Raw genomic sequence first — 26,829 nt, forward strand, 5'->3', positions numbered from 1 at the left:
GACAAGGGAACGGTCGTCTCCGTCGGTGAAAAAGCGGTGGCCCACGACGTGATGAACGTCCCCGTCGAGACGTTCGGCGGCCTCCCGGCGAAACTGCTCAAGAAAGGGATCGCCGCCCGCTGGATCGCCGACGTGACCGGGGTCGGCCGGGCCGCCAAGGCCTGGCCCGACATGTAGACAGGGCAGTCTCTTTTCAGCCGCCTCGTTCGCGGACCGCTGTCTCGCTCGATTCGAAAACTGTGGTTTCCGAGCGATGTGAGACAGCGCTCGTGATCGTAGCGATTTGACGAAAAACGGCCGCTCGCGGTCGTTACTCGGACTCTGCTGGAACGACGGTGACGCTCGCGACGCGGTCGCCGTCCGCTAACTCCATGATCGTCACGCCGCTTCCACCTTTTTCATCGTCGGGGTTCCTCGCTCGCTTCGCTCGCTGCGGGACCCGTCCTCGAAAAACGTGGGCGAAAAAGGCGCTCGCTTCGCTCGCGCTCGCTATTCTGCGTCTACCGGCACGACCGTGACGCTCGCGACGCGGTCGCCGTCCGCCAACTCCATGATCGTCACGCCCTTGGTGTTCCGGCCGACCTGCGACACGTCGCCGGCGCGGATGCGCATGATCTGGCCTCGCTCGGACATGATGACGAGGTGGTCGTCGTCGGTGACGGCCTTGGCCGTCGAGACGCGGCCGTTTCGCTCGTCGGTCTTGATGTCGATGAGGCCCTTCCCGTATCGGGACTGGCGGCGGTACTCGTCGAGCAGCGTTCGCTTGCCGAAGCCGTGTTCGGTGACGGTCAGCAGCGAGCGCTCGTCGGCGTCGACGGTGGCGACCATCGCCGCGACCCGGTCGTCGCCCTGCAGTTTGATGCCGTTGACCCCGCGTGCGGATCGGCCCATCTCGCTCACTTCGCTCTCGCTGAAGCGGATGGTCATCCCCGCCTCGGTGGCGATGACGAGGTCGCCGGTTCCGTCGGTGACCTCCACGTCGACGAGTTCGTCGCCGTCCTCGAGTTTCGCGGCGATGATGCCCGTCGAGAGGATGTTCTCGAACTCCGTACAGCAGGTCCGCTTGACGTAGCCGTTCCGGGTCACCATCGTGATGCACTCGTCGTCCTCGAACTCGTCGGTCGAGACGACGGCGGTCAGCTCCTCGCCGTCGTCCAGGTCGATGAGGTTGATGGCGGACTTGCCCCGTGCGGTTCGGGACATCTCCGGGATCTCGTAGGTCTTGAGCCGGTAGACCTGCCCCTGATTGGTGAAACAGAGGAGGTAGTCGTGGCTGTTGGCGCGGAACACCTTCGAGACGCGGTCGTCCTCCTTGGGGTCGGCTCCGATGATGCCCTTACCGCCGCGGTTCTGCGGGTCGAAGTTCTCGACCGGCATCCGCTTGATGTAGTCGTCCTCGGTGATGACGACGACGCAGTCCTCCTCGGGGATGAGGTCCTCGTGGGTGACCTGCCCCTCGTCTTCGATGATGCTGGTTCGGCGGTCGTCGTCGTACTCGTCCTTGATCTCGCGGAGTTCGTCGGCGATGACGCCGTCGAGCTTCGCGCGGCTGGCGAGGACGGACTCGAGGTAGTCGATGGTGTCCTGGACCTCCTCGTACTCCTCCTCGATCTCCGTGGCCTCCATCGAGGTGAGCGAGCCGAGCTGCATCCGGACGATGTGGGCGGCCTGCTCCTCGGAGAAGTCGAAGGACTCCTGCAGGCCCGCCCGCGCGGCGTCGCGGTCCTCGCTGTTGCGGATGAGTTCGACCACGTCCTCGACGTTCTCTAAGGCCTTCAGGCGGCCTTCGAGGATGTGGGCGCGGTCCTCGGCCTCGGCGAGGTCGTACTCGGAGCGCCGGCGGACGACCTCGCGGCGGTGGTCGATGTAGTGCTGGAGGCTCTCCTTCAGCGAGAGGACCTGCGGCTGGCCGTCGACCAGTGAGAGGTTGATGACGCCGAAGGTGGATTCGAGGTGGTGGTCGAGCAGGCGGTTCTCGACCACGTCGACGTTCGCGCCGCGCTTGAGTTCGACGACGATTCGGACGCCGTTTCGGTCGGACTCGTCGCGCAGGTCCGAGATGCCCTCGATCTTCCCCTCGTTTACGTCCTCGGCGATGCGCTCGACGACGCGGGCCTTGTTCTCCTGGTAGGGGAGTTCGGAGATGACGATGCGCCCTTCCTCGGGGTCGACCTCGTACTCCGCGCGGACGCGGAGGCGGCCCCGACCGGTCGTGTACGCCGAGTAGATGGCGTCGCGGCCGACGATGTTGCCGCCGGTCGGGAAGTCGGGCCCCTTGACGTGTTCCATGAGGTCCTCGACGGTGCAGTCGGGGTTGTTCAGCAGGTGGACCGTCGCGTCAACCAGTTCGCCGAGGTTGTGCGGCGGGATGTTGGTCGACATCCCGACGGCGATGCCCGACGAGCCGTTGAGCAGGAGGTTCGGGACCTTCGCCGGGAGCACGTCCGGCTCCTGCAGACGGTCGTCGTAGTTGCTGGAGAAGTCGACGGTGTCCTTCTCGATGTCTTCGAGCAACTCCTCGGCGATCGGGTCCATCCGGGCCTCCGTGTACCGCATGGCCGCGGCCGGGTCGCCGTCCATCGAGCCGAAGTTGCCCTGCCCGTCGATGAGCGGGTAGCGCATCGAGAAGTCCTGTGCCATCCGGACGAGCGTGTCGTAGATGGCCGAGTCGCCGTGGGGATGGTAGTCACCCATCGTCTCGCCGATGATCGACGAGGACTTCCGGTGGGCGGTGTTGGAGGTGACGCCCATCTCGTGCATCGCGTAGAGGATGCGCCGGTGGACGGGCTTCAGGCCGTCGCGCACGTCGGGGAGCGCCCGCCCCGCGATGACCGACATCGCGTAGTCGATGTAGGACTGCTCCATCTCGTCCTCGATGCGGACGTGTTTGATCTGCTGTGCCGGCACGTCGGCGTCGTCTGGAACGTCTGAACTCATATGTCGACCCACTCCGCTTCGGGGGAGTGTTCCTTGATGAACTCCTTGCGCGGTTCGACGGCGTCGCCCATCAGGACGTTGAACATCTTGTCGGCGGCCGCGGCGTCCTCGATGGTGATCTGCTTGAGGATGCGGTTGTCGGGGTCCATCGTCGTCTCCCAGAGCTGTTCGGGGTTCATCTCACCGAGGCCCTTGAACCGCTGGACCTGCGTTGGGTTTCCGTCGCACTTCTCCTCGACGATGCGGTCGCGCTCTTCCTCCGTCATCGCGTCGTACGTGTCGCCGCGGTAGCGAACGCGGTACAGCGGGGGTTGGGAGGCGTAGACGTTGCCCGCTTCGAGAAGCGGCTTCATGTGGCGGTAGAACAGCGTCAGCAGGAGCGTCCTGATGTGCGCCCCGTCCACGTCGGCGTCGGTCATGAGGATGATCTTCTCGTAGCGGAGGTCCTCGGCGTCGAACTCGTCGCCGATGCCCGTTCCGAGCGCGGTGATGAGGTTCCGGATCTCGTTGTTCTCCAGAATCCGGTCGAGACGGTGTTTCTCGACGTTCAGAATCTTCCCCTTGATCGGGAGGATGGCCTGGAACTCGGGGTTGCGGCCCTGCTTCGCGCTCCCGCCGGCGGAGTCGCCCTCGACGATGAACAGCTCGGCGTCCTCGGGCTCGCGGGTCTGGCAGTCCGCGAGCTTGCCGGGCAGCGCCGTCGAGTCGAGTGCCGACTTGCGCCGCGTCAGCTCCTCGGCCTTCTTCGCGGCCTTGCGGGCCTTCGCGGCCTCGACGGCCTTGCCGACGATGGCCTCGGCGGTGTCGGGGTTCTCCTCGAAGAACGTCGCGAGGCCGTCGTGCATCGCCGACTCGACGATGCCGCGGACCTCGCTGTTGCCGAGCTTGGTCTTCGTCTGGCCCTCGAACTGCGGGTCCGGGTGCTTGACCGAGATGACCGCGGTCAGCCCCTCGCGGATGTCGTCGCCCTTCAGCGTGTCGTCTAGGTCCTTCAGCAGGTCGTTGTCGGTCGCGTAGTCGTTGACGACGCGCGTGAGCGACGTTTTGAACCCCGTGAGGTGGGTCCCGCCCTCGCGCGTGTTGATGTTGTTCGCGAAGGCGTGGATCGAGCCCTGCAGGTCGTCGGTGCCCTGCATGGCGATCTCGACGTGGACGGTCCCGTCGGCGATCTCCTCCTCGTCCTCGAAGTAGATGACGTCGCGGTGCAGCGGGTCCTTGGTCTCGTTGAGGTACTCGACGAACTCCCGGATGCCGCCGTCGTAGGCGAACGTCTCCGCCTCGCCGTCGCGCTCGTCGGAGATGGTGATAGCGACGCCGGAGTTGAGGAAGGCCAGTTCGCGCAGGCGGGAGGCGAGCGTCGAGAACGCGAACTCCCCGGTCTCGAAGATGTCGTCGTCGGGCCAGAACCGGACCGTCGTCCCCGTCTCCTCGTCGGGTTCGAGGTCCCGGACGCGCTCGAGGTCGTACTCCGGTTTGCCGTGGTCGAAGCGCTGTTTCCAGAGCGCGCCGTCGCGCCTGACCTCGACTTCGAGCCACTTCGAGAGGGCGTTGACCACGCTGACGCCCACTCCGTGGAGGCCGCCGGAGACCTGGTAGGACTTGTTGTCGAACTTCCCGCCGGCGTGGAGGATCGTCATCACGACCTCGACGGCCGGACGGCCGTGTTCTTCGTGTTCGTCGACGGGGATTCCCCGCCCGTCGTCAGTGACAGAGACAGAGCCGTCGTCGTGAATCGTTACGTCGATAGTGTCGCAGTATCCCGCGAGCGCCTCGTCGATCGCGTTGTCGACCACCTCGTAGACGAGATGGTGGAGACCGCGAGCGTCCGTCGACCCGATGTACATCGCGGGCCGCTTCTGGACGGCTTCCAGCCCTTCGAGGGTCTGGATCGACTTTGCGCCGTACTCATCAGACTCTCCTGACATAGGAACTTACGCCTGCTAACAGGGGGAAGCGTATAAAAGTCCCGCACGCGCGCGAGCGAGCGGCGGGGCTCCCGTCCCGCGGTTCACTTTCACTCCGGTGGCGATTACCTTTTAACCTCCACGCCGGTACGTACCGCACGACAATGACTTCGTATCAGTCGCGACTCGGCGAGGGCGAGGGGATCGCCGAGGAGCTGGCCGAGTCCCAGCGGGCCATCTCCATCGCCGAGTTCTTCGAGAAGAACAAGCACATGCTGGGCTTCGACTCGGAGGCCCGGGCGCTCGTCACGGCCGTCAAAGAGGCCGTCGACAACGCGCTCGACGCCTGCGAGGAGGCCGGTATCCTCCCCGACATCTACGTCGAGATACAGGAGGCCGGTGACTACTACCGGCTGGTCGTCGAGGACAACGGCCCCGGTATCACGAAAGAGCAGGCCCCCAAAATCTTCGGGAAACTCCTCTACGGCTCCCGGTTCCACGCCCGCGAGCAGAACCGCGGACAACAGGGTATCGGGATCTCCGCCGCCGTCCTCTACTCGCAGTTGACCTCCGGCAAGCCCGCGAAGATCACGTCCCGACCGAAGGGCCAGGACCAGGCGCAGTACTTCGAACTCATCGTCGACACCGACACGAACGAACCGGAGATCAGCGTCGACGAGACGACGACGTGGGAGCGACCCCACGGGACCCGGATCGAACTGGAGATGGAGGCCAACATGCGCGCCCGGTCGACGCTCCGTGACTACATCCAGGACACCGCCGTGGTCAACCCCCACGCCCGCATCGAGTTCGACGAACCCGGGCTGGAGGAGTCCCTGAAGTTCGAGCGCGCCGAGGGCGCGGTCCTCCCCGACGAGACCGAGGAGATCCGCCCCCACCCTCACGGGGTCGAACTCGGGACCCTGCTGAAGATGCTCGAAGCCACCGATTCGTACTCCATCTCTGGGTTCCTCCAGGAGGAGTTCACTCGTGTGGGTGGCAAGACCGCCGACAGCGTCATCGCGAACTTCAACGACCGTCACTATGGCCGCGGCATGGCCTGGCAGCCGCCGAAGGTCGGCGAGGACGCGGACGTCGAGGCCGCCGTCGAGGCCGCCGTCGCCAACAAAGGCGCGGAGACGACCGCGACCTTCGCCGCCGCCGTCTCGGACGCGATCCACGACCGCGACCGCGTGGCGTACCACGAGATCGAAGCCATCGTCGACGACGCGGCCGACGAGGCCGAGACAGACGGCGACACTACGTTCGGCGCGACGGTCCGGGAGAACGCCGTCGAGGCCGCGTGGAGCGCGGTCACGAGCGAGCGGACGAGCGACCTCTACGCGCTGGTCGACGAGGCGACGACGGTCCGAAAGGACGACGCCGTGGTCGAGGGACTCGCAAGTCGCCTCGCCGACAAGTTCGCCGACGAGGGCCGCCACCGCCTGACGCGCGACGAGTTCCGCGAGTACGTCGACCGCGCGGCCGACATGACCGAGGAACAGGACGACGCGACGTTCGGCGAGACGGCCCGCGAGAACGTCCTGGAGGAACTCTGGACCGCGGCCGTGCAAGTCCCCGAGGACCCGCCGAAGGTCTCGGACGTGGCCGACGACCGCGACACGGCGAGCGAACTGCTCTCGGCGATGCGCGAGACGGACATCATCGCGCCGCCGACGGACTGCCTCTCGCCGATCAGCGCCGACCTGGTCGAGGAGGGGCTTCGCAAGGAGTTCGACGCGGACTTCTACGCCGCCTCGACGCGCGACGCGGCGGTCCACGGCGGCGACCCCTTCATCGTCGAGGCCGGTATCGCCTACGGCGGCGACCTCGAGGCCGAGGGCAGCGTCGACGTGATGCGCTTCGCCAACCGCGTGCCGCTCGTCTACCAGCGCGGGGCCTGTGCCACGACCGACGTGGTCAAGTCCATCCGCTGGCGCAACTACAACCTCGACCAGCCCGGCGGCTCGGGCATCCCCAACGGTCCGGCGGTCATCATGGTCCACGTCGCCTCGACGAACGTGCCGTTCACCAGCGAGTCCAAGGACGCCATCGCGAACGTCCCCGAGATGGAAGACGAGATCGAACTCGCCATCCGGGAGGCGGCCCGCGAACTCAAGAGCTACCTGAACAAGCGCCAGTCGATGCAACAGCGCCGCAAGAAGCAGGACAAGCTGGCGACCATTCTGCCGGAGATGGCCGAGAAGCTCACCGAAGTGACGGGCAACGACGAACTGGAGATCGACGATTCGCTGGCGCGCATCATGAACAACGTCCTCGTTGAGCGCGAGGTCGACGGCGACACCGTCCGCGTGACCGTCGAGAACAACGACGACACCAACGCGGACATCGACCTGACCGACATCGTTACCGCCGAGCCACAGGACACCAACGGCGCGACGGTCGTCGAGATGGACGGCGAGTGGTTCGTCAAGTGGTCCGCGACCGTCGAGGCCGGCGACACCGCCGTCCTGGAGTACAGCGTGCGCGACGAAGCCGAGTTCACCGTCTCGGTCGACGGCGTCGAAGACGAGAAACTCACGGTGAACGCCTGATATGAGCACCGACTCAGACACGACACCCGAATCGGAGGAAGCGCGCGGGCAACTCATCGACCTCGCGGCGGAGTTCTACGACCAGTTCGCCGGCGGCGAGGTGCCGACCATGTCCATCCCCACCCGGACGAAGTCGAACATCGTCTTCGACGAGGACGAGCAGGTCTGGGTGTACGGCGACCGCAACTCCACGCGGTCGGCCAAGACCGTCTCGGGGGCAGAGAAGATTCTGAAGGCCATCTACACGATCGACTTCCTCTCCCAGCAACTGGAGGAGGACCGCTCGTCGACCCTGCGTGAACTGTACTACCTCTCCGAGTCCTGGGACCTCGACGAGGCCCAGTTCAACACGCAGGACGAGTCGAACAACCTCATCGAGGACTTGGAGATCGTCTCCGACGTCAAACGCGAGGACTTCCACATGCGCCCGGAGGAGTCCGGGGCGAAAGTGATGGGACCGCTGCTCCTCCGCGAGCAGACCAACCGCGGTGACCGCGAGATTCACTGCCAGGACGACGTCGGGCAGGGCGGCTACCAGATCCCGAACAACCCCGACACCATCGAGTTCCTCGACAACGACGCGGAGTTCGTCCTCTGCGTGGAGACCGGCGGCATGCGCGACCGACTCGTCGAGAACGGCTTCGACGACGAGTACGACGCCCTGGTCGTTCACCTCGGCGGTCAGCCCGCACGGGCGACCCGGCGGCTCATCAAGCGCCTCCACGACGAACTGGACCTCCCGGTCACGGTGTTCACTGACGGTGACCCGTGGTCGTACCGCATCTTCGGGTCGGTCTCCTACGGCTCCATCAAGAGCGCGCACCTCTCGGAGTACCTGGCGACCCCCGAGGCCCAGTTCATCGGCATCCGCCCGGAGGACATCGTCGAGTACGAACTACCGACGGACCCGCTGTCGGACTCGGACGTCAACGCCCTGGAGAGCGAACTGGAGGACCCGCGCTTCCAGTCGGAGTTCTGGACCGAACAGATCGAACTCCAGCTCGACATCAACAAGAAGGCAGAACAGCAGGCGCTGGCCTCCCGGGGTCTCGACTTCGTGACGGACACGTACCTGCCCGAGCGGTTGGACGAGATGGGCGTGTTGTAGCCACGCAGGGCCACTTCGAATCGCGCGTCAGTTCTCGTCCAGCACGACCGGCACGCCGCGCTTAGCCACGTCCTCTGCGAACGCGCCCGAGTCGGCTTCGAGCGACGTGAACGTGTTGTAGTGCATCGGGAGCACGAGGTCCGGGTCCATCGCCTCGGCCAGGTCGGCGGCCTCGTGGCGGTTCATCGTGTAGCTCTGGGCGATCGAGGGGACGAACAGCGACACGTCCAGTTCCGCGTGGCCCTCCAGCACGTCGGTGTCGCCGGTCCAGAACACGCAGGTGTCGTCGACGGAGACGAGGAAGCCACAGCCGATGCCCTTCGGGTGGATTGGCGTGCCGTCGTCCTCGACGTTCCGCCCGTCCTCGTGGTTGTACGCCGGAACGGTCCAGACGGGCACGCCGTCGACCAGGATGTCTGCCTCCGTCGAGACCTCGCGCACCTCGTAGTCGAGGTCGGCGAGGCGGTCGAGGTCGCGGTCGGAGGCGTGGACGTTGATGCCCTCGCAGGCGACGACGGTGGCGTCGTCGCTCGCGACGCGGCGGATGCCGTCGGGGTCGTAGTGGTGCACGTGGGTCACGCAGACGATGTCGCCGTCCTTCGGGGCGTAGTCGCGCGTCGGCGGGTGGCCGACGCCGGGCGTGTCCGGTTCCCACTCGCCGGTGAGGACGCCGTAGCGACCGGGGTCGAAGTAGACCACGGTATCTTCGCCTTCGAGTCGGAGGGTCGCGTAGCCGAGCCACTCCGCGGTGATGCCGTCGTGTCGGACTGTCATGGGCGACCGTTCACGGAGGCGACCATTACGCGTGTCGGTCCGGCCCCTCGCGAGACGCGGTCAGTCGTCGTCGCCGATCGTCTCGGTCAGCCGTCGCCGGCGATCATCCCGTCAGCCGTCGCCGGCGAGCCGTTCGACCCGCTCCAGCGAGTCGGCGTCCGCGGGGGACTTGTCCTCCCGGACCGAGCGGAACCGGGGGAAGCGCAGGGCGTACCCCGAGTCGTAGGACTGCGAGGCCTGGATCTCCTCGTAGCCGACCTCGAAGACGACCGCGGGGTCTAAATCGACCTCGCGGCCGTCCTCGCTTCGGACGTGGGCCTCGAAGCGCTCGGTCAGATCGTCGAGTTCCTCGTCGGTGAGGCCCGTGGCGACGTTGCCGACGGTGGCGTAGCCGCCGTCGGTCCGGACGGCGAGTTCGAACGTGCCGAGGACGTTCGCCCGGCGTCCCTCGCCCCACGCCGCGCCGGTCACGACGCAGTCCAGCGTCTCCACGTCGGGCTTGCGCTTGCGCCAGCGCTTGCCCCGCTTGCCGGGGGTGTACGCCGCGTCGGGGTCCTTCAGCATGATGCCCTCCTGGCCGGCGGCGAGGGCCGCCGTCTCGATCTCCTCGATCTCGTCGGTCGTGTCACAGAGTCGGACCGCGGAGACGAGGTCGCCGTCGGCGGCGCACAGCGAGCCGAGGCGGTCGTGGCGCTCCGAGAGCGGCGCGTTGAGGAGGTCCTCGCCGTCGGCGTGCAGGCAGTCGAAGGCGTGGAGGCGGACCGCCACGTCCTCGCGGGTCGCGGCCACGTCGTGCTTGCGCCGGAAGCGCCGGAGCACCTCCTGGAAGGGGAGCGGGTCGCCGCCGTCGTCCACCGCGACGACCTCGCCGTCGAGGATGGCGGGCGCGGACAGCGCCGACTCGACTCGCTCGACGACCTCCGGGAGCGGGTCGGTGACTTCCTCCATGTTCCGGGAGAACAGGCGGGCGTCCTCGCCGTCGAAGTGGACCTGCACGCGAGCGCCGTCGTACTTCCACTCGACCGCGACGCGCTCCCAGTCGTCGAGCGCCCCGGTCACGGTCCCGGCCTGCGCGAGCATCGCCTGGACGGGCCGGCCGATCTCGAGCGTGATGGCCTCCAGCCCGGATTCGCCCTCGTCGCGGGCCACCTCGGCGACGTGGCCGTAGTCGTTCGAGACCTGGAGCGCGCGTTCGACGGATTCGACGGGCGCGTCGAAGGCGACCGCGACGGCGTCGCGGACCGTCCCCTCGCCGACGCCGATGCGCATCTCCGAGAGGACGAGCCGAGCGAGGAAGGCGGCTTCCGAGGGCGAACAGCGGTTGAACAGCCCGAAGAGGATGTCGACTTTCGTCCCCTGACTGCCGTCGCCGTCGACGGCGGCCAGCGCCCGGAGTTCGGCGTCGAGTTCGGCCACCGTGAGGGCGTCGTCGCCGCCCGCGCCGAAGGCGGCGAGCCCCCGCTGACCGCCGAAGTCGTAGCTGGCCGCGACGGCCCCGATCTCGCCGCGCTCGGCCAGCCGCCGCTCCACGTCGTCGGCGTCGACGTTCCGTCCCGCCGCCCGAGCGATTGCCTCGTAGCAGAGCCGCGGACCGACGTCGAGCGTCCGAGACTCGTGGGCGGGGAACACCCGGCCCTGGACGAAGCGAGCGAGCGTCGCGAGGTCGTCGCCGGCGTCGGAAAACAGCGCGGTCACCGCGTCGGTGATGGCGGTGTCTGCGCTCTCGGCTTCGATCTCTTCGGCGCGGTCGGCGAAGGCGGCGAACTCCATCGGGCGTCAGTACCTCGTTGGTGACCGTAAACCCAGCGTCACCCGACCGTGTGCGTGACGGTGACGTTCTCGCCCGCCGACGCCGCCGCGTAGGGGCGGTCGGGCGACCCCGACGCGCCGAAGACGTAGTCGAAACGCTCGTTCTCGTTCGTGTCCTGGTGGGCGACGAGGACGAGCGGCTGGCCGGAGGGGGGTGGCCCGTCGAGTTCGATGCGAACGTCGCGGTGCGTCCCGGCCGAGAGGTACTCCGAGGTCCCGATCACGCGCCCTGACTCCTCGTAGCGGTGGACGACGAGGAAGCCGCCCTCTGAGAGCGACGCCGACTCGACGGTGAGCTGGTCGCCGGCCACGGCCGGACTGGTCACGGTCATCGAGGCGACTGGCGAGGACAGCAGGATGAACGCGACGTAGGCGACGCCGAGCAACACTGCAGCGTGCTTCGCGCCGTCCCTGAGGCTTCCCTCGCCCAGTTGACCGCCGACGAAGCCGGTCAGGACCGCCTGGATCAGCGCGGTGTGGAAGAACACGAGCGTGTAGGCGGCCTTGTCGACCCGTCCGAAGCGGGCGAACTGGCTGGCGTCGACGCCGAGGCGGTTCGACGACGGCGGCGTCGGCACGTTCGACGGCAGGCTCGGGACCAGCACCTCCTGGACGGCGACGATGATGATGAGGAACACCAGAAACGCGACGTAGATGACGACGAGGTAGGTGAGCATCTGCTGCTGGCGGCGGCGCTTCAGCCGGAGATCCGCCCGAGACTGGGTCGCCGCGATGCGGAACACCGGGCCGAGTTCGCCCGAGGCGTGCATCGCGTTGGTCAGCAGCGTCACGACGCGCGTGACCGACGCGGTCCGGACTCGGCGACCGAATCGCACGAGGGCGTCGTCGACGTTCGCGCCCATCGAGATGTCGGCCCAGATACGGTCCATCTCGGGCGTGAGCACGCCGAGGTCGCTCCCGCGCACGCGCCGGAGGCTCTCGACGACGGTCATCCCCGCCTCGTTCAGGCTCGCCAGCCGCTCGAGCAGGTCCGGCGTCGCCGTCTCGATGCGGGCCAGCCGGCGGGCGTACACCCAGCGCGCCAGCGCGAACGGCCCGAGAATCAACAGCGCGGCCTGGATGACGTAGTCGTCGGCGGTGCGGACGTTGACCGTCGACGCCTGCAGCGCGGCGGGCAGTCGGAGCGCGAGCAACAGCAGCGCGACGGGGACGGCGATGTACAGCACGTACCGGGGGTTCCAGACCAGCGACTCCACCGGCGAGCGAAGCAGTTCGCGGACGGACTGGACGCGGTCGTAGAACCGAAGCCGGAGCCGGTTCGCCTCGTCGGCCGGAACGACGCCGCCGTCGGTCACCTCCGCCTGCTTGGCCGCCGGAGCCGGCTTCCCGAACGTGGTCGTCTCGTGTCTGTCGAGCACGTCCGTCACGCCGAAGTCGGCGATGCCCAGCGACTGGAGTTTGAGGTCCAGATAGACGATGAACCCGACGTTGGCGAGCGGGATGACGAGGTACGCCATCAGCTGTAACAGCCACAGCGTGTCCGTCGTCGTCAGTCCGAACACGAGCAGGATGGTCATCAGGAACAGGACCGCGGCCACGAAGACGGTGACGTACGCCTCGGCGACCGTCGCCAGCCGTTCGAGCAGGTCCGCCTGACGCTCGGCGGCCTCCTCGTGGTGGCGCTCGTACTGCTCGTAGAGGAACGACGACAGCGACTGGCCGCTCTGGAGAACGCTGCCGAGGTTCTCCGAGAACGTCCTGAACGTCTCGCTCGGCGTCCGGCGCGACATGTGCCTGAGCGCCGAGATCATGTCCCGGCCGAACAGGTCCATCTCCCGGACCGCGACGCCGACCTCCTTCGCCGTGTCACCGTAGATCGCCTGGTTCCGGGCCAGGACGCGCAACACGTCGGGAAACGACATCCCGCCCCGAGAGAGCGCGTACATGAACGCGATGGTTCGGGCCATCCCGGCGTCGATGTTCCGGCCCCGCACGTCCGCCCGGTTCTTGGGCTGTTCCCAGCGGACGAGGTACGTGAGGAGGGCGCTGAGGACGCCGGAGGCGATTCCGCCCGCGATGATGACGTACAGCGTCTGGGTCGGCGTCAGGACGAGTTCGAAGTCGCGGAGACCGAACGCCGTCACCATCGTCGACGGCAGGCCCTGCGCGAGGGTCACGAGGTCGGGGATGACCAGGAGGAATCCGCCGACGGCGTACGCACCGGCGACGGCCCCGGCGACGGCCGCCCCAGCGGCGTACAGCAGCGTCCGGGCCGCGTAGCCGCGGTAGGTCTCGCCGACGTAGGCCGCTTCGAGATGGCGCTCGCGCTCCTCGGACTGGCCGACGTAGCGGCCGAACAGCCGGCGCGCGAGTCTCGTGATATTCCGGTCGAACGTCTCGTCGACGGTGCTGTACAGCACCAGTGCGACGATAGCGACGACGAGGGCGAGCGGGGCCAGTCCGAGCGGGTTCAGGGCCATGTCAGGCTACCGCGTCGGGGTCGACGTCGATACTGTCCATGACGCGATCCTTGTCGGCGTAGTACTTGTTGACCATCGCGGTGAACTTCCGATAGTCCGAAACGGTCTGTTGCTGGAGATACCGGAGGAACCGCTGGCGGTCGCGAAGCTCGGTGAGCAGTTCGGACTGGGACCAGCCCCGCTCATCACGGATCTCGTCGAGCAGTTCGCTGTTGCTCTCGGTGAAGCGGTCCTCGGTCGGCCGCCAGCTGTACGTGTTCGAGTAGTCGAGTTCACCCGTCCGCTGGTCGATACCCTCGATCTCCGCGAGCGTCTTCGCCCGACGGACGCGCTCGCCGCCCGAGCGGCCGAGCACCTGCACGCAGAGGATATCGAGGCTCTGGACCATCGGTCGCGGGACGTTGATGGGCTCGTTCTCCAGTCGGTTGATGACCGTCTGGACGGAGTCGGCGTGCATCGTCGAGAACGTCGTGTGGCCGGTGTTCATCGCCTGGAACAGCGTGATGGCCTCCTCACCGCGCACCTCGCCGACGATGATGTACTCCGGCCGGTGGCGCAGCGCGGAGCGCAGCAGGTCGTACATCGTGATGTCTGACTCGTCGAGGCGCTCGCGCGTGACCGAGGAGAGCCAGTTGTCGTGGTACAGCGACAGCTCGCGGGTGTCCTCGATGGAGAGCACCTTCGAGCGCGGCGGGAGGAACATCGCCAGCGCGTTCATCGACGTGGTCTTGCCGGCGGCGGTCCCGCCCGCGAAGATGAGCGACTTGTTGGACTCGATGGCGAGCCAGAGGTACGCGAGCATCTCCACGGAGAACGTGCCGTACTCCAGCAGATCGATGGGCGTGAACGGCTCGTCGGCGTACTTCCGGATGGTGAAGGCCGACCCGCGTGGCGTCACCTCCTCGCCGAGCGCGAGTTCGATGCGCGAGCCGTCCGGGAGCGTCGTCGAGACGACCGGGTCGGAGACCGAGATGTGCCGGCCGGAGCGCTGTGCGAGCTGGATGACGAAGTCGTTCAACTCCGCGGCGTCGTAGGTGACGTTCGTCTCGATATCGGTGTAGCGGTCGTGATAGACGAAGATGGGGAGGCCGGCCCCGTCACAGGAGATGTCCTCGATGGCGGGGTCGTGCATCAGGGGGTCGATGTGACCGTAGCCCTGGAACGACCGGTAGAGGTAGTAAAACAGCCGGTAGAACGTCTCCGGTTCGATGACGACGCCGTACTCTTCGAGCCTGGCCTCGAGTTCCTCCTCGAGGACGCGCTCCGGGTCCGTATCGACGTCCTCGCGGTATATGAGCGGGATTCGGATGTCTTCGAACAGCCGGTCGAGCAGTTCCCGCTCGATGGACGAGAGCGACGGCTCGACGACGTGATACCGATTCTCGTCGCGCTCCGGGTCGTGGTTGATGGAGACGAACGCGAAGGGCGCGTTCAGCCAGTAGCGTTCGATCTCCTGGTAGCCGTCCAGCCCGTCGAACTCGACGAGGCGGCCGTGGCGGGCGGGGTCGTAGTTCGCCGTCGGGACGGCCGATCCGGAGAGGACCGTCGCCGTCCGCGAGAGCCACGACCGGACGTGACCCAGCGGGTCGGAGACGATATCGCCGGGGTCTGGTGGTTCTGGGTTCGACATCGGTGGTCTGATGGGGCGACAACGCGGCGTCCCCAGAGTCTACCCCCTGCTATCGGATGCTCCTACTTAAATTCGCTCGCCAAATTATCACGCGTACAATCGCCAGGCGGTCGGCGGACCGGACGGACCCGCCCCGCGATACCGCTGGGCCGGTCGTCACCGACAACGGGATTCAGGCCCGGTCGACGGTCAGCAGGAGCGCCGACAGGACGAGGGCGACGAACGGTCCGACGGGGACGGTGACGCCGGGGAACGACGCGACGAACAGCCCGCTGGCCGCGAGCGCGGCGAGGCCGACGAGGCCGAGCAGGACGCCGAACACCCTGACCGGGTCAACCGGGAGCGCCGCCTCGACGCGGTCCTCGGCGCGGTAGTAGACGAGACTGAGACCGAGCGGGAGGAGGTAGAGGGCGAGCGCCGCGGTGGCGATGGTGCCGGCGAGCGCGAGCGGCGCGGACTCCTGGAAGCCGCCGATCTGCCAGGTCCAGAGGAACGGCCGCTCGCCGGTGAGCGTCGCGCCGAAGATGAACTGGAACCGGAAGGGCAGAAAGCGCAGGGCGACGACCGTCACGCGCTGGACCTCGAACAGGGACACCGACCAGGGGGCGAGCCCCACGAGCCAGGTCGCGAGGACCGCGAACTCGCCCGCGTACTCGGATTTCACCCACGCCATGCTACTGTCAGAGCGTGCACCGGCCCGGTAAAAGCTACCGATACCGGCGGTCGCCTCGCCGGTACGTTCATTTGGCCGGGAGACGTACTGGTAGTTACCGGAATGAGGCGTGATTACTTCACCGTCGACATCCAGGCCGCGGCCGCCGAAGACGACGCCCCGACGCTCTCGATCGAGTACGACGGGCCGACAGCGGAACTCAGCGAACGCCTCACCACAGTAGCGGGGGAGACGCTCGACGCGGGGGAGATCGACGTGACCTTCCGCCGCCAGCCCGACGAGGACATGGGGGTCTTGTCGCTGACGAACCGACACACGGGCGAGTACCTCTTCGAGGCCACCGCGCCGGCGGCCGACATCGAGTCGCTCGTCACCGCCGCGGAGGGCAGCGAACACCCGTCGTTCGAGATCCGACTGACCGTCGGCGAGGACGACACGCGCGTCTACGAGAAGCGCACGCTGCTCGTCTACGATCACGACGGGAGCCTGCTCCGCGGACGGAGCCTGATTCCCGGCGGCGTCGAGCTGTAGCGTCGCGGACTCGACGCCCGTTCGGCGTATAGCCCGCCGTTTTCGCCGCGCTCAGAGCCGCTCGACGAGCGCCGGCAGCGCCTCCGTCACGTCCGAGCGGAGGACGAAGGCGGCGTCCCCGTCGCGCGGGGTCTCGTCGTAGTTTATCACGGCGAGCGTCGCGCCCGCGTCGGCCGCGAGCTTCGGCAGGAGCGACGCCGGCCGGACCGACAGCGACGAGCCGACGGCGAGGAACACGTCGCTGTCGCGGGCGAGGCGCTGGGCCTCGTTCATCGCCGCGTCGGGGAGCGCCTCGCCGAACAGGACCACGTCGGGCCGGTAGACGCCGCCGCAGTCACACCGGGGCGGGAGGTCGCCGTCGCCCGCCCGCTGGAACACCGGGTCGGCGGGCCGGCGGTCCCCGCAGTCGTCGCAGGCGACGTATCGGTGCGTGCCGTGCAGTTCCACGACGCGCTCGGTCCCGGCGGCGTCGTGCAGGCCGTCGATGTTCTGCGTGAGGACCGCGTCGAGGTGTCCCGCCGCCTCCAGTCGCGCCAGCGCCTCGTGGGCGGCGTTGGGCTCGGGGTCGAGGTCGCCGTAGATGGACTCGCGCAGCGAGAGTCTGTCCGCCCAGAACCCGGCCGGGTCGGCGTCGAGTCGCCGCCGGTGGAAGTCCATCGGGTCGTGACGGTCCCAGACGCCGTCCTCGCCGCGGAACGACGGGATGCCCGAGGCCGTCGAGACGCCCGCTCCGGTGAGCGCGACGGCCGTCTCGGCGGTTCCGAGCGCTTCGGTGACGGCGTCGAGTGTCTCGTCGGTCACGGGCGGGCGTAGGGCAGCCGGAGCAAAAACCGCACCTATCTCGCGCGCCGACTGGCGGACGCTCGCGCCGCCCCTGTCACCCGCCGGGGTCGACGCCTGCGCGTGCCTGGATGTTCGTCGACCTTTCCCGACGATAACCGACCGTTCGATGGATATCGAATTCGAGCCGGCGCTTCCGAGCGTTCGATAAAGACGGATTTAAATCGTCACCGCTCGCCTGTCCGCATGACATGCGCTTGCACGAATACCAGGCGAAGCAAGTCTTCGCTGACGCGGGAGTTCCCACGCCCGCATCGCAGCTAGCTACAACGGTGGACGAGGCCGTCGACGCGGCCGAGGATATCGGGTATCCGGTCGCCATCAAGGCACAGGTCCACGTCGGCGGCCGCGGCAAGGCCGGCGGCATCAAGCTCGTCGAGAACAAGGAGGAGGCCGAGGAGGCCGCCGACGCCATCCTCGGGATGGACCTCAAGGGCTACCACGTCTCGAAGGTCCTCGTCGAGGAGGCCGTCGACTTCGTCAACGAGCTGTACGTCGGCGTGACGATGGACCGCGGCGAGGGCGAGCCGGTCGCCATGGTCTCGACGAAGGGCGGCGTCAACATCGAGGAGGTCGCCGAGGAAGACCCCGACGCCATCGCCCGCGAGCACATCGATCCCGCGTTCGGGATGCACCCCTTCCAGGCCCGGAAGGTCGTCTACGAGGCCGGCGTCGACCGCGACGTGGCCAACGACGTGGCGAGCGTCCTGACCACGCTCTACCAGCTCTGGGACGACCGCGACGGCAGCGACGTCGAGGTCAACCCCCTGATGATCACGAGCGACGACGAGGTCATCGCGGCAGACGCCGTGATGAACATCGACGACGACGCGCTGTTCCGCCAGCCCGAAATCGCGGAGATGGGCGAAGAAGCGGAAGAGGGCGACGAACTCGAACAGAAGGCCGACGAGTACGGCTTCGACTACGTCCGTCTCGACGGGAACGTCGGCATCATCGGCAACGGCGCGGGCCTCGTGATGACGACGCTCGACCTCGTGGACTACTACGGCGGCGAGCCGGCTAACTTCCTCGACGTGGGCGGCGGCGCGAAGGCCGACCGCATCGCGAACGCCCTCGACATGGTGTTCTCTGACGACAACGTCGACTCGGTCGTCTTCAACATCTTCGGCGGCATCACCCGCGGCGACGAGGTCGCCAACGGGATCAACCAGGCCCTGGAGCAGTTCGACGAGATTCCGAAGCCCGTCACCGTCCGCCTCGCCGGCACGAACGCCGAGGAGGGGATGGAGATCCTGAACGAGGACCTGGTCACGGTCGAGCACACGCTGGAGGACGCCGTCCAGCGTGCAGTCGAATACGCGAAGGAGGTGGAAGCATGAGTGTGCTAGTCGACGAAGACACGCGCGTCGTTGTACAGGGAATCACCGGCGGTGAAGGGAAGTTCCACACCGAACAGATGCTGGAGTACGGCACCAACGTGGTCGCCGGGGCCGTCCCCGGCCGCGGCGGGCAGGAAGTCGCCGGCGTCCCGGTCTACGACACGGTCCAGCAGGCCGCCCGCGAGGAGGACGCCAACGCCTCCGTCGTGTTCGTGCCGCCCGCGTTCGCGGCCGACGCCTGTTTCGAGGCGCTGGACGCGAAGGGCATCGACCTCGTCGTCGCCATCACCGAGGGCATCCCGACCCAGGACATGGCGCGGGTCTACCGCAAGCAGCAGGAGACCGACACGCACCTCGTCGGGCCGAACTGCCCCGGCGTCATCACGCCCGGCGTCGCCAAGCTCGGCATCCTGCCCGGTAACATCTTCTCCGAGGGGAACGTCGGCCTCGTCTCCCGCTCGGGTACGCTGACCTACCAGGTCGTCGACAACCTCACCGACCGCGGCCTCGGGCAGACGACCGCCATCGGCATCGGCGGCGACCCGATCATCGGGACGGACTTCATCGACGCGCTCGAACTGTTCGAAGCCGACCCCGACACCCACGCCGTCGTCATGTGCGGCGAGATCGGCGGCGAGGACGAGGAGGAGGCCGCCCGCTTCATCGGCCAGAACATGGACACGCCCGTCGCCGGATTCATCGCCGGCCGCACCGCCCCGCCGGGCAAGCGCATGGGCCACGCCGGCGCGATCGTCTCCGGCTCCGGGACCGGGACCGCCGAGTCGAAGATCAACGCCCTCGAGAACAACGGCGTGCCGGTCGGCGACACGCCGGAAGAAGTCGCGGACCACATCGAAGACCTGCTGTAACAGGAGATGAAACCCGGCGTCGACGATCACCGCCCTGGAGAACAACGGCGTCCTGCGCGAATGGGGCGCGGTCGACCGGCGGGAGACCCGCCCCGAGCGCAGGGCTCGATAGACGAACGGAGTGAGTCTATCGGCGTGCCGGTCGGCGACACGCCGGAGGAAGTCGCGGACCACATCGAAGACCTGCTGTAGGCCAGCGACGGTTTCTTATCGCCCGTTTTCGTATGCCCACGCGATGACGCTCGCCCGTGGGTCCGTGTATCTCGCCGTCGGAACCGAAGCGACAGACCGCGTCTCGGACCTGTCCGACGCGCTCGACGACTCCCCGGTCTCGGTCGAAGCGGTCGCCGACCGGGCCGCCGTCCGGGACCGCCTCGCCGACGGAACGGTCAGAGCCGTCGTCGTCGGCGACGGCGAGGACGACGGGATCGACGTGTTCGAGGCGCTCCGGGCCGTCGACGACGCGGTCCCCGTCGTCGTCCTCGCCGCGGATCCAGACCCGGACCGCGTGGAGACAGCACTGATGGCAGGCGTCACGGACTACCTGCCCGCGGACGTGGATGCTGAACTGCTGGCCGCGCGGCTCGAAGCCTACGCGAAGCGCTGGCCGACCGACTGGCGGACCGCGACGGCGCAGTGGGACGACATCTCCAGCGGTATCTCACACGACGCGAAGAACCCGCTCAACGTCGTCATGGGCCGACTCGACCTGATGGAGGTCGGCGAGCCACACGAGGAGCCGCTGCGCCGGTCGGTCGACCGCGTGGAGTCGTTTCTCACCGACCTCTCGCGCATCGGGAGCGTCGGCCGCCCGGTCACCGATCCGGAGGACGTCTCGCTCGCCGATGTCGCCAGGGACGCGTGGTCGGCGGCCGACCGCGGGGGCGCGACGCTCGAAGTCGCGACCGAGGGGACGGTCGACGCCGATCCGGACCGCCTCCGTCTGCTGTTCGAACGCCTGTTCGACAACGCCGTCGACCACGGCGGCGAGGCCGTGACGGTGACGGTCGGCGAGACGGACGTCGGGTTCTACGTGGCCGACGACGGCCCCGGCATCCCCGACGACGAGCGCGAGGACGTGTTCGAACTGGGGTACGGAACGACGCGGAACGGCGAGGGGTACGGACTCTTCTTCGCCCGGGTGATCGCTCGAGCGCACGGCTGGACCGTCGTCGCCGGGGAGAGCGCGGACGGCGGCGCCCGGATCGACGTGTCCGTCTCGGCGTAGCGCGGGTCGGCGACCCGATCTAACGCTGGTGTCGCGACGCGGTGGCGGCGACTCGACCCATCCGGCGACGAATCAATCTGACGACCATTACTGGTCAGTAATCGTAGTCTTTCATGCACTGAAAATCGACCGACGGCGGGATGGTCTAATCTACCGACAACGGAAAGAAGGGGCCGTGAACGTTCCGGTATCGCTATAAGGGTTGACTCAGTACAATCGAATATGACTCATATCTGTCGGAACTGCAAGCGGACCTTCGGGACAGAACTCGAACTCGAACTCCACCGGGACACGTGTTCGGCCGGCCAGCTCTACTGCGACGAGTGCGGCGACCGGTTCACGGAGCGGGCGGCGACGGAAGACGGCTGGCACTATCGATGCCCGAACGAGGACTGCGACGGCTCCGGAATCGACGACGATATTCACAAGGTATCCGACGCACGCGTCGCGAAGCAGTAGGACCTACCCGGCCCACGTACCAGTCGAGTATCACGACCGCTCGTAGCGGCCGTTCACCCTCGCCGAGCCGTCTCGACGGCCAACGACCTTATCCCGCTCTATTCCGATGGTGGTGTAACGAGTGACCTCGGAAGCGCGCGAGTATCGGCCTGCCGTGACGTACGTCCCGACGGTTGTCCAGGGAGTCGGCGCGCTGCTGTTGGTGACGCACATCGGATCACAGCTCCACTTTCAGGGGGTCCCGACGTGGTCCGGTCTCAGCTTCGTGTACCTCCTCAGTCTGCTCTCGGTTTCTCCGTTCGCGCTGAGCATCGTCGTCGCCGGCCTGTGGTTCGAACGCGCGGACCTGTCGCCGACGCAGTACCCTCGTATCGGGGCGTGGTTCGCCGGGGGCCTCGGTAGCTTCCTGCTGTTGAATCTGGCGATGATCGCGGCCTGGCCGACGGGCACGGTGAGCGGCGACCTGGGCTGGGCGCTGTTCGCCGCGGCCGTCGGCGGTGCCGGCGGGCTGGCTATCGGCGTGTTCGAGGCCCGAGCCATCGCTCGCGCCGTCGAGGCGGAGCGACACCGACTGCAACGAGCGGCCGTCGAACGGCGCAACGAACGCCTGGACGAGTTCGCCTCTCTCGTCGCTCACGACCTCCGGAATCCGCTGGAAGTCGCGTCGGGGAACGTCGAACTCGCCCGGCGGGAGCACGACTCCCCGCGGCTCGACACCGCCGCTGCCGCGCTCGACCGGATGGGGACGATCATCGACCAGACGCTGCTTCTGGCCCGGAGCGGCCACGTCATCAGCGACACCGAGCTGATCGACCTGCGCGACCTCGTCGATCAGAGCTGGCAGTCGGTCCCGACGGGGGCGGCGACGCTCCGGAACGAGGTCACCCACACGATCGAGGCGGACCCCGACCGGCTTCGCCACCTGTTCGAGAACCTCTTTCGAAATTCGGTAGAGCACAGTTCCAGGGGAAGTCAGAACGCGTTTGACGACGACTGCACCGGGGACCTGACGGTCCGCGTCGGCTCGACCGACGGCGGCTTCTACGTGGCCGACGACGGCCCCGGGATCCCGCCGGAGAAGCGCGAGGCCGTGCTGGAAGACGGCTACTCGACCACAGACGGAGAGGGCGGACTGGGACTGGCGATCGTCCAGCGGATCGTCGACGCTCACGGGTGGGAACTGGCCGTGACGGAGAGCGACGAGGGCGGTACCCGGTTCGAAATCACTGGGGTCGACAGTCGGGTCCCGGCGGCGGTCCGTCCCTCCGAAACCGCGCGCGGATCGTGACCGGTTCGGGCGGCGCTTCGAGCGGTGGGCTCACGGGCAGATCAGTCCCGCCCGTCCGCAATCGCCTCGATGCGGCGACAGGCCCGCGCGCAGACCGGTGCGTACCCGCTCGCCAGCGGGGGAATTTCGAAACCCACGACCGAGCCGCCGTCTCGCTCCTCGACGAAGTGACCCGTCGCTGGGAGGCGCGCCACGTCCCACGTCCAGCGGTAGTCCCGGCAGTCCGTCACCTCGAACGGGAGCCAGACCGCCCCGACGACTCGTACCCGACCGGTCGTGCCGTGCTCGACGTACCGGTCGGCGCAGTCGACGGCCGACACCGATGGTCCCCAGGCGGGCCAGCAATGCGTGTCGGTCAGCACGTCCCAGACCGCTGCGGCGGGGACCGCTGTCTCGCGGCGGACGACGAGCCGTCGGCCGTCGGGAGTCCGTTCGAGCGCGGCGGTCGCGTCGCCGAGTCCGAGTGGCATTATCAGAATGGATAGGGCGGAGCCAAGGTATAGGTTGGTCCGCTCGCAAGCCACGCCAAGATGATCGAAGCCCGGGACATTCGCAAGGAGTACGGCGGTTTCGTCGCCGTACAGGGCAGTACGTTCTCGGTCGACCGCGGCGAGGTGTTCGGCATCATCGGACCGAACGGGGCCGGCAAGACGACCACGCTGAAGATGCTCGCGGGCCTGCTGGAACCCACGAGCGGGCACGCGGAAATCGCGGGCCTCGACACGGGGACGGCCGAGATGCGACAGCGGCTCGGCTTCCTCCCGGAGGAGTCGCCGCTGTACGAGGAGATGACGCCAGTCTCGTATCTGACGTTCTTCGCGGACCTCTACGACGTGCCCGCCGACGTGGCCGAGGAGCGGATGCACGACACGCTGGACGAACTGGAACTGGAACACCGCGACCGGAAGCTCGGGGACATGTCCAAGGGGATGAAGCGGAAGGTCGCCATCGCCCGGTCGCTCATCAACGACCCCGACGTGCTCATCTACGACGAGCCGGCGTCGGGACTGGACCCGCTGACGACGAACTACGTCATCGAGTTCACCGAACAGCTGGCCGAGGCGGGCAAGACCATCGTCTTCTCGGCGCACAACCTCTTTCACGTCGAGTCCATCTGTGACCGCGTCGCCATCATGAACGAGGGGCAGATCGTCGCCAGGGGCGACCTGGACGAACTCCAGGCCGAGTACGGTCACACGCGCTATCACGTCTACACGACCGTCGACGTGCCCGACGCTGTCGGGGAGAACGGTACCTACCGGCGGGTCGTCGAGAGCATGGACGCCGTCGAGGAGACGCGCGAGCGGGCCGAGGCCGGCGGCGGTGACGTGGTCGACATCCGCACGGAGGAGTCCAGTCTGGAGGAAGTGTTCCTCAACGTCGCAGAGGCGGGGACCGCGGGGTCGCGTTACGTCGAGGGGGACGCCGAGTAGATGCGGCCGCGGACGCTCCTGCGGATCGCGAAGTGGGAGGTGACGAAGAACGCCGGTGGCGTCGACCGACGTACGCTCGCCGTGATGGCGCTGGCCCTCGTCGCGATGGGCGCTGTCGCGGCGGTCGCAGTTAGCGGGGCCGGCGGCGCGGGAATGGACGCGGGTATCTATCGCATCGGCGTCGACGACGACAGCCCGTACCGCGACGTGGCGGCCGACGACCCGACGTTCGCCGTCCGCGAGCCGGACCCCGCGGCCGTCGAGCGCCACGAGCAGGAACTGCTCTACCGCGGGACCCAGCTACGGAGCGTCCCGCGGACGGCGAAAGAGCGGGCGGCACTCGCGGAACTCCGCTCCAGCACTGAAGGGTACAACGACCGGACGATGGCCCGCGACGACAACCGGAGCGCCGCGTTCCCGGTGTCCGTGACGCTCGTCTACGCGCAGCAGAACGGAAGCAGCGCGCTCGATTCGCGGAGCGGGTCAGAGGGTAGCGGTGACGGGAGCGCCGACGGCGGCAGCGGTACGGACGGCTCCGGCGGCGGTGACGGCGGCAGCGGCGACGGGTCGGCGGCCGGCGGCAGCGGCGGCTCGTCGACGAGCGGCGGCACGGGCGAGGCAGCGGGCGGTAGCGGTGCGAACCTCGGCGCGCTCGGTGCGCGCCTGACCGGCGAGGTGCAAGGGGGCACGCCGTCGGACATCTCGCCGCCGTTCCCGTTCGAGTCGCTCGTGCTCGCGTTCCTCTACGTCGTCCCGATGAACTTCGTCATCCAGGCCTACGGCTCGTCGATGCTCTCCGAGCGGCTCAACCGCCGGGGGGAACTCCTGCTCGTGACGCCCGCGTCTCGCGGCGACATCATCGGGGGCAAGACGCTCCCGTACCTCCTCGGGGCCGTCGGCGTGACGGCGCTCATCACCGCCGCGCTTCGGTTCGGGAACGTCGCCCCGTCCGGAAGCTACGTCGCGGTGCTCGCGGTCGTCCCACTCGTCGTGCTGTTCCTCTCGGCCACGTTCTGCGGGGCGATGTTCGCCCGCTCGTTCAAGGAACTCACGTTCGTGACGGTGACGGTGACAGTGTCGCTGACCTCCTACGCGTTCGTTCCGGCCATCTTCACCGACGTGACGCCCATCGCGCTCATCTCGCCGCTCACGCTCGTCGTGATGGACCTGACCGGGCGAGCGATTCCGCTCTCGTCGTTCGTCTTCTCGACGACGCCCCCGCTGCTGACCGGGTTGGTCCTGTTCGGCCTCGGGGCCGGCCTCTACCGTGAGGAGGACCTGTTCACCCAGCGCCCCATCCCGCTGAAGGTGCTCGACGCGCTGGCCGGGCGCATCACGTCGCGCCGGAGCGCGCTGAAGATGAGCGTCTTCCTGTTGCCGCTGGTCGTCGTCGCCGAACTGGCCGCCGTCGCGTTCCTGTTCGTCCTCGACTCCGTCTCGCTGAACCTCTTCGGGACGAACCAATCGCTCGGCGTCGTTCTCGTACTGGGCGTCATCGTCGTCATCGAGGAGGTGGCCAAGAGCCTGCACGTCTACGCAGGTTACGAGCACGCCCGCTACGAGCGGACGCTCCGGTCGGCGCTCGCCGTCGGCGCGCTCTCGGGGCTGGGCTTCTTCGTCGCGGAGAAGGGGCTGCTCATCGCGCGGCTCTCGAACCTGGAGACCCTGCCCATCGGCGAGGCGGCGCTCCAGGGGACGGTCCTGCCCGCCGGCCTGCCGCTGTGGGTCGCGGGCCTGCTGTTCCTGTTCCCGCTGGCGCTCCACGCGGTGACGGCGGCCATCTCGTCCGTGGGGGCGAGTCGCGGCTGGCGCGCCTACCTCGGCGGCCTCGGCCTCGCCGTCGTGGTTCACTTCGCCTACAACCTCGCGGTGGTGAGCGCCTTTGTCTGACGACCGCCCGCTCTGGCGCGACCCGCGGCTCGTCGTCGCCCGCCGGGACGTCCGGTCGCTCTCCCGCGAGAAGACCATCGTTCTCGCCCTGCTCATCCAGCTGTTCGTCGCGGCCTTCTCGTCGTTCCTCGTCGTCGGCCTCACGTCGCTGTACGACCCGAGTTCGGTCTCGGCCGGCGAGGTCGAACTGGCCGTCACCGGGGACGCCCGCGACGAACTGGAAGCGGCCGCCGCACGGCAGGAGCGAGCCAGCGCGACGGTCTTCGAGCGCGAGGCCGCCGCGCAGCGCGCGTTCGAGCGCCGGGAGGTCGACGCGATACTGCGCGGCGACTACGTGCCGTCGGCGGCGGGGTCGGGCCGGCGCATCGGCGTCACTGCGACCGTCCCCGAGGGGAGTATCCGATCGACGCTCATCGTCGTGGAGGTCCGGCGGACCCTCAGCGCGCTCGAACGGCAGGAGCGCGTCGAGCGGACCGCCCACCTCGACGAGCCGCCGGTGCCGCTCCCCCGCTCGGTCAGCGCGAGCCAGTACTTCGGCTTCACCTACACCATCCTGATACCGCTACTCCTGTTCCTGCCGGCGTTCATCAGCGGCTCGGTGGTCGTCGACACCGTCACCGAAGAGATCGAGCGCGGGACGCTCGAACTGCTGCGTGTCGCCCCGGTGTCGCTGCTCGACATCGTCGACGGGAAGGCGCTCGGGATGGTCCTGCTCGCCCCCGTCCAGGCGCTGCTGTGGGTCGCCCTGCTGTCCGCGAACGGCATCGCCGTCTCGAACCTGGCGGCGATCACGCTGTTCGTCACGGCCGTCGCCGTCGTGGTCGTGACCCTCGGCGTCGTCCTGGGAATCACGCTCCGGCGGCGACGGCCGGCCCAGTTGCTGTACTCGGTGCTGACGCTGGTCGTCTTCGGCGGGGCCGTCCTCCTGCCCGAGCACCCGGCGACGACGGTGGCGAAGCTGGCCGTCGACAGCCCCACGCTGGTGACCTACGGCCACGTCGCGGGGACGGTGGCCGTTGCCGTCGCCGGCTACGCGCTGGCCCGGGTCTACGTCGACCGCGTGGCCGCCGAGGCGCTCTGACGCGCCGAACCTTTTTCGCCGACGCGCTCGCGGGTCCGA

General features: G+C 68.0%; 21 protein-coding genes and 1 pseudogene. 13 read left to right on the top strand and 9 right to left on the bottom strand.

The genetic code is table 11. From position 1 onward, the window contains the following. Nucleotides 1-177 (top strand): annotated as a pseudogene (locus GM656_RS19385) (NAD(P)/FAD-dependent oxidoreductase); the annotation flags it as partial. A 312-nt stretch (nucleotides 178-489) separates the two neighbouring features. On the opposite strand, the gene gyrA reads toward GM656_RS19385, so the two are convergent. Then, a complete protein-coding gene (gene gyrA / locus GM656_RS16395) occupies nucleotides 490-2,937 on the bottom strand; it encodes a DNA gyrase subunit A (protein WP_162414778.1) in 2,448 nt (815 codons plus the stop codon). After that, the gene (gene gyrB / locus GM656_RS16400) at nucleotides 2,934-4,862 is read right to left on the bottom strand and encodes a DNA topoisomerase (ATP-hydrolyzing) subunit B (protein WP_162414779.1); all 1,929 of its coding nucleotides are present in this window, start codon (nucleotides 4,860-4,862) and stop codon (nucleotides 2,934-2,936) included. Before gyrB ends, gyrA begins: the two co-directional genes overlap by 4 nt. A gap of 143 nt (nucleotides 4,863-5,005) precedes the next feature. On the opposite strand from gyrB, the gene GM656_RS16405 reads away from it, so the two are divergent. After that, nucleotides 5,006-7,396, top strand: coding sequence for a DNA topoisomerase VI subunit B (locus GM656_RS16405; protein WP_162414780.1), 2,391 nt, complete (start codon nucleotides 5,006-5,008; stop codon nucleotides 7,394-7,396). Nucleotide 7,397: 1 nt separating this feature from the next. Further along, complete coding sequence (locus GM656_RS16410; RefSeq protein ID WP_162414781.1) at nucleotides 7,398-8,504, top strand: DNA topoisomerase IV subunit A; 1,107 nt, start codon at nucleotides 7,398-7,400, stop codon at nucleotides 8,502-8,504. A gap of 27 nt (nucleotides 8,505-8,531) precedes the next feature. Here GM656_RS16410 and GM656_RS16415 read toward each other — a convergent pair whose 3' ends face one another. The 5 genes from GM656_RS16415 to GM656_RS16435 form a co-directional block, all read right to left on the bottom strand. Further along, complete coding sequence (locus GM656_RS16415) at nucleotides 8,532-9,278, bottom strand: MBL fold metallo-hydrolase (protein WP_162414782.1); 747 nt, start codon at nucleotides 9,276-9,278, stop codon at nucleotides 8,532-8,534. Between the two features lie 111 nt (nucleotides 9,279-9,389). After that, a complete protein-coding gene (gene ligA, locus GM656_RS16420) occupies nucleotides 9,390-11,048 on the bottom strand; it encodes an ATP-dependent DNA ligase LigA (RefSeq protein ID WP_162414783.1) in 1,659 nt (552 codons plus the stop codon). Between the two features lie 38 nt (nucleotides 11,049-11,086). Next, complete coding sequence (locus GM656_RS16425; RefSeq protein ID WP_162414784.1) at nucleotides 11,087-13,528, bottom strand: type II secretion system F family protein; 2,442 nt, start codon at nucleotides 13,526-13,528, stop codon at nucleotides 11,087-11,089. Between the two features lies 1 nt (nucleotide 13,529). Further along, a complete protein-coding gene (locus tag GM656_RS16430) occupies nucleotides 13,530-15,158 on the bottom strand; it encodes a type II/IV secretion system ATPase subunit (protein ID WP_162414785.1) in 1,629 nt (542 codons plus the stop codon). Nucleotides 15,159-15,330: 172 nt separating this feature from the next. Beyond that, nucleotides 15,331-15,831, bottom strand: coding sequence for a TIGR04206 family protein (locus GM656_RS16435; protein WP_162414786.1), 501 nt, complete (start codon nucleotides 15,829-15,831; stop codon nucleotides 15,331-15,333). A 102-nt stretch (nucleotides 15,832-15,933) separates the two neighbouring features. Here GM656_RS16435 and GM656_RS16440 point away from each other — a divergent pair, with 102 nt between their 5' ends. Beyond that, complete coding sequence (locus GM656_RS16440; protein WP_162414787.1) at nucleotides 15,934-16,362, top strand: DUF5793 family protein; 429 nt, start codon at nucleotides 15,934-15,936, stop codon at nucleotides 16,360-16,362. Nucleotides 16,363-16,413: 51 nt separating this feature from the next. On the opposite strand, the gene GM656_RS16445 is transcribed toward GM656_RS16440, so the two are convergent. Next, nucleotides 16,414-17,163, bottom strand: a complete 750-nt coding sequence (locus GM656_RS16445) for an NAD-dependent protein deacylase (protein ID WP_162414788.1) — start codon at nucleotides 17,161-17,163, stop codon at nucleotides 16,414-16,416. 230 nt (nucleotides 17,164-17,393) lie between these two features. Between GM656_RS16445 and sucC the strand changes: the two genes are divergently transcribed. The 6 genes from sucC (at nucleotide 17,394) to GM656_RS16470 (ending at nucleotide 22,386) form a co-directional block, all read left to right on the top strand. Then, the gene (sucC, locus tag GM656_RS16450; protein ID WP_162414789.1) at nucleotides 17,394-18,542 is read left to right on the top strand and encodes an ADP-forming succinate--CoA ligase subunit beta; all 1,149 of its coding nucleotides are present in this window, start codon (nucleotides 17,394-17,396) and stop codon (nucleotides 18,540-18,542) included. Continuing rightward, entirely contained in the window at nucleotides 18,539-19,411 is an 873-nt protein-coding gene (gene sucD, locus GM656_RS16455; protein WP_162414790.1) for a succinate--CoA ligase subunit alpha, read from the top strand. Before sucC ends, sucD begins: the two co-directional genes overlap by 4 nt. A gap of 60 nt (nucleotides 19,412-19,471) precedes the next feature. Then, complete coding sequence (locus tag GM656_RS19550; RefSeq protein WP_277815061.1) at nucleotides 19,472-19,603, top strand: hypothetical protein; 132 nt, start codon at nucleotides 19,472-19,474, stop codon at nucleotides 19,601-19,603. Nucleotides 19,604-19,646: 43 nt separating this feature from the next. Beyond that, on the top strand, nucleotides 19,647-20,639 hold the full coding sequence (locus tag GM656_RS16460) for a sensor histidine kinase (RefSeq protein ID WP_162414791.1): 993 nt from the start codon (nucleotides 19,647-19,649) through the stop codon (nucleotides 20,637-20,639). Between the two features lie 222 nt (nucleotides 20,640-20,861). Continuing rightward, nucleotides 20,862-21,098 (top strand): transcriptional regulator, encoded by a 237-nt coding sequence (locus GM656_RS16465; RefSeq protein WP_162414792.1) that lies wholly within the window; start codon nucleotides 20,862-20,864, stop codon nucleotides 21,096-21,098. Between the two features lie 280 nt (nucleotides 21,099-21,378). Further along, entirely contained in the window at nucleotides 21,379-22,386 is a 1,008-nt protein-coding gene (locus GM656_RS16470; protein ID WP_162414961.1) for a sensor histidine kinase, read from the top strand. Nucleotides 22,387-22,427: 41 nt separating this feature from the next. Here GM656_RS16470 and GM656_RS16475 read toward each other — a convergent pair whose 3' ends face one another. Further along, nucleotides 22,428-22,856 carry an SRPBCC family protein gene (locus GM656_RS16475; protein ID WP_162414793.1) on the bottom strand — a complete coding sequence of 143 codons (429 nt, stop codon included), beginning with the start codon at nucleotides 22,854-22,856 and terminating at the stop codon, nucleotides 22,428-22,430. A gap of 60 nt (nucleotides 22,857-22,916) precedes the next feature. Between GM656_RS16475 and GM656_RS16480 the strand changes: the two genes are divergently transcribed. The 3 genes from GM656_RS16480 to GM656_RS16490 are packed head-to-tail and all read left to right on the top strand — an operon-like array spanning nucleotide 22,917 to nucleotide 26,790. Then, nucleotides 22,917-23,819: an ABC transporter ATP-binding protein gene (locus GM656_RS16480; protein ID WP_162414794.1), complete on the top strand. Its 903-nt coding sequence runs from the start codon at nucleotides 22,917-22,919 to the stop codon at nucleotides 23,817-23,819. After that, nucleotides 23,820-25,709 carry an ABC transporter permease gene (locus GM656_RS16485; RefSeq protein ID WP_162414795.1) on the top strand — a complete coding sequence of 630 codons (1,890 nt, stop codon included), beginning with the start codon at nucleotides 23,820-23,822 and terminating at the stop codon, nucleotides 25,707-25,709. Continuing rightward, nucleotides 25,702-26,790, top strand: coding sequence for an ABC transporter permease (locus GM656_RS16490; RefSeq protein WP_162414796.1), 1,089 nt, complete (start codon nucleotides 25,702-25,704; stop codon nucleotides 26,788-26,790). Before GM656_RS16485 ends, GM656_RS16490 begins: the two co-directional genes overlap by 8 nt. Nucleotides 26,791-26,829: the final 39 nt, after the last annotated feature.

The organism is Haloarcula salina (assembly GCF_010119195.1).
Taxonomy (GTDB): Archaea; Halobacteriota; Halobacteria; order Halobacteriales; family Haloarculaceae; genus Haloarcula; species Haloarcula salina.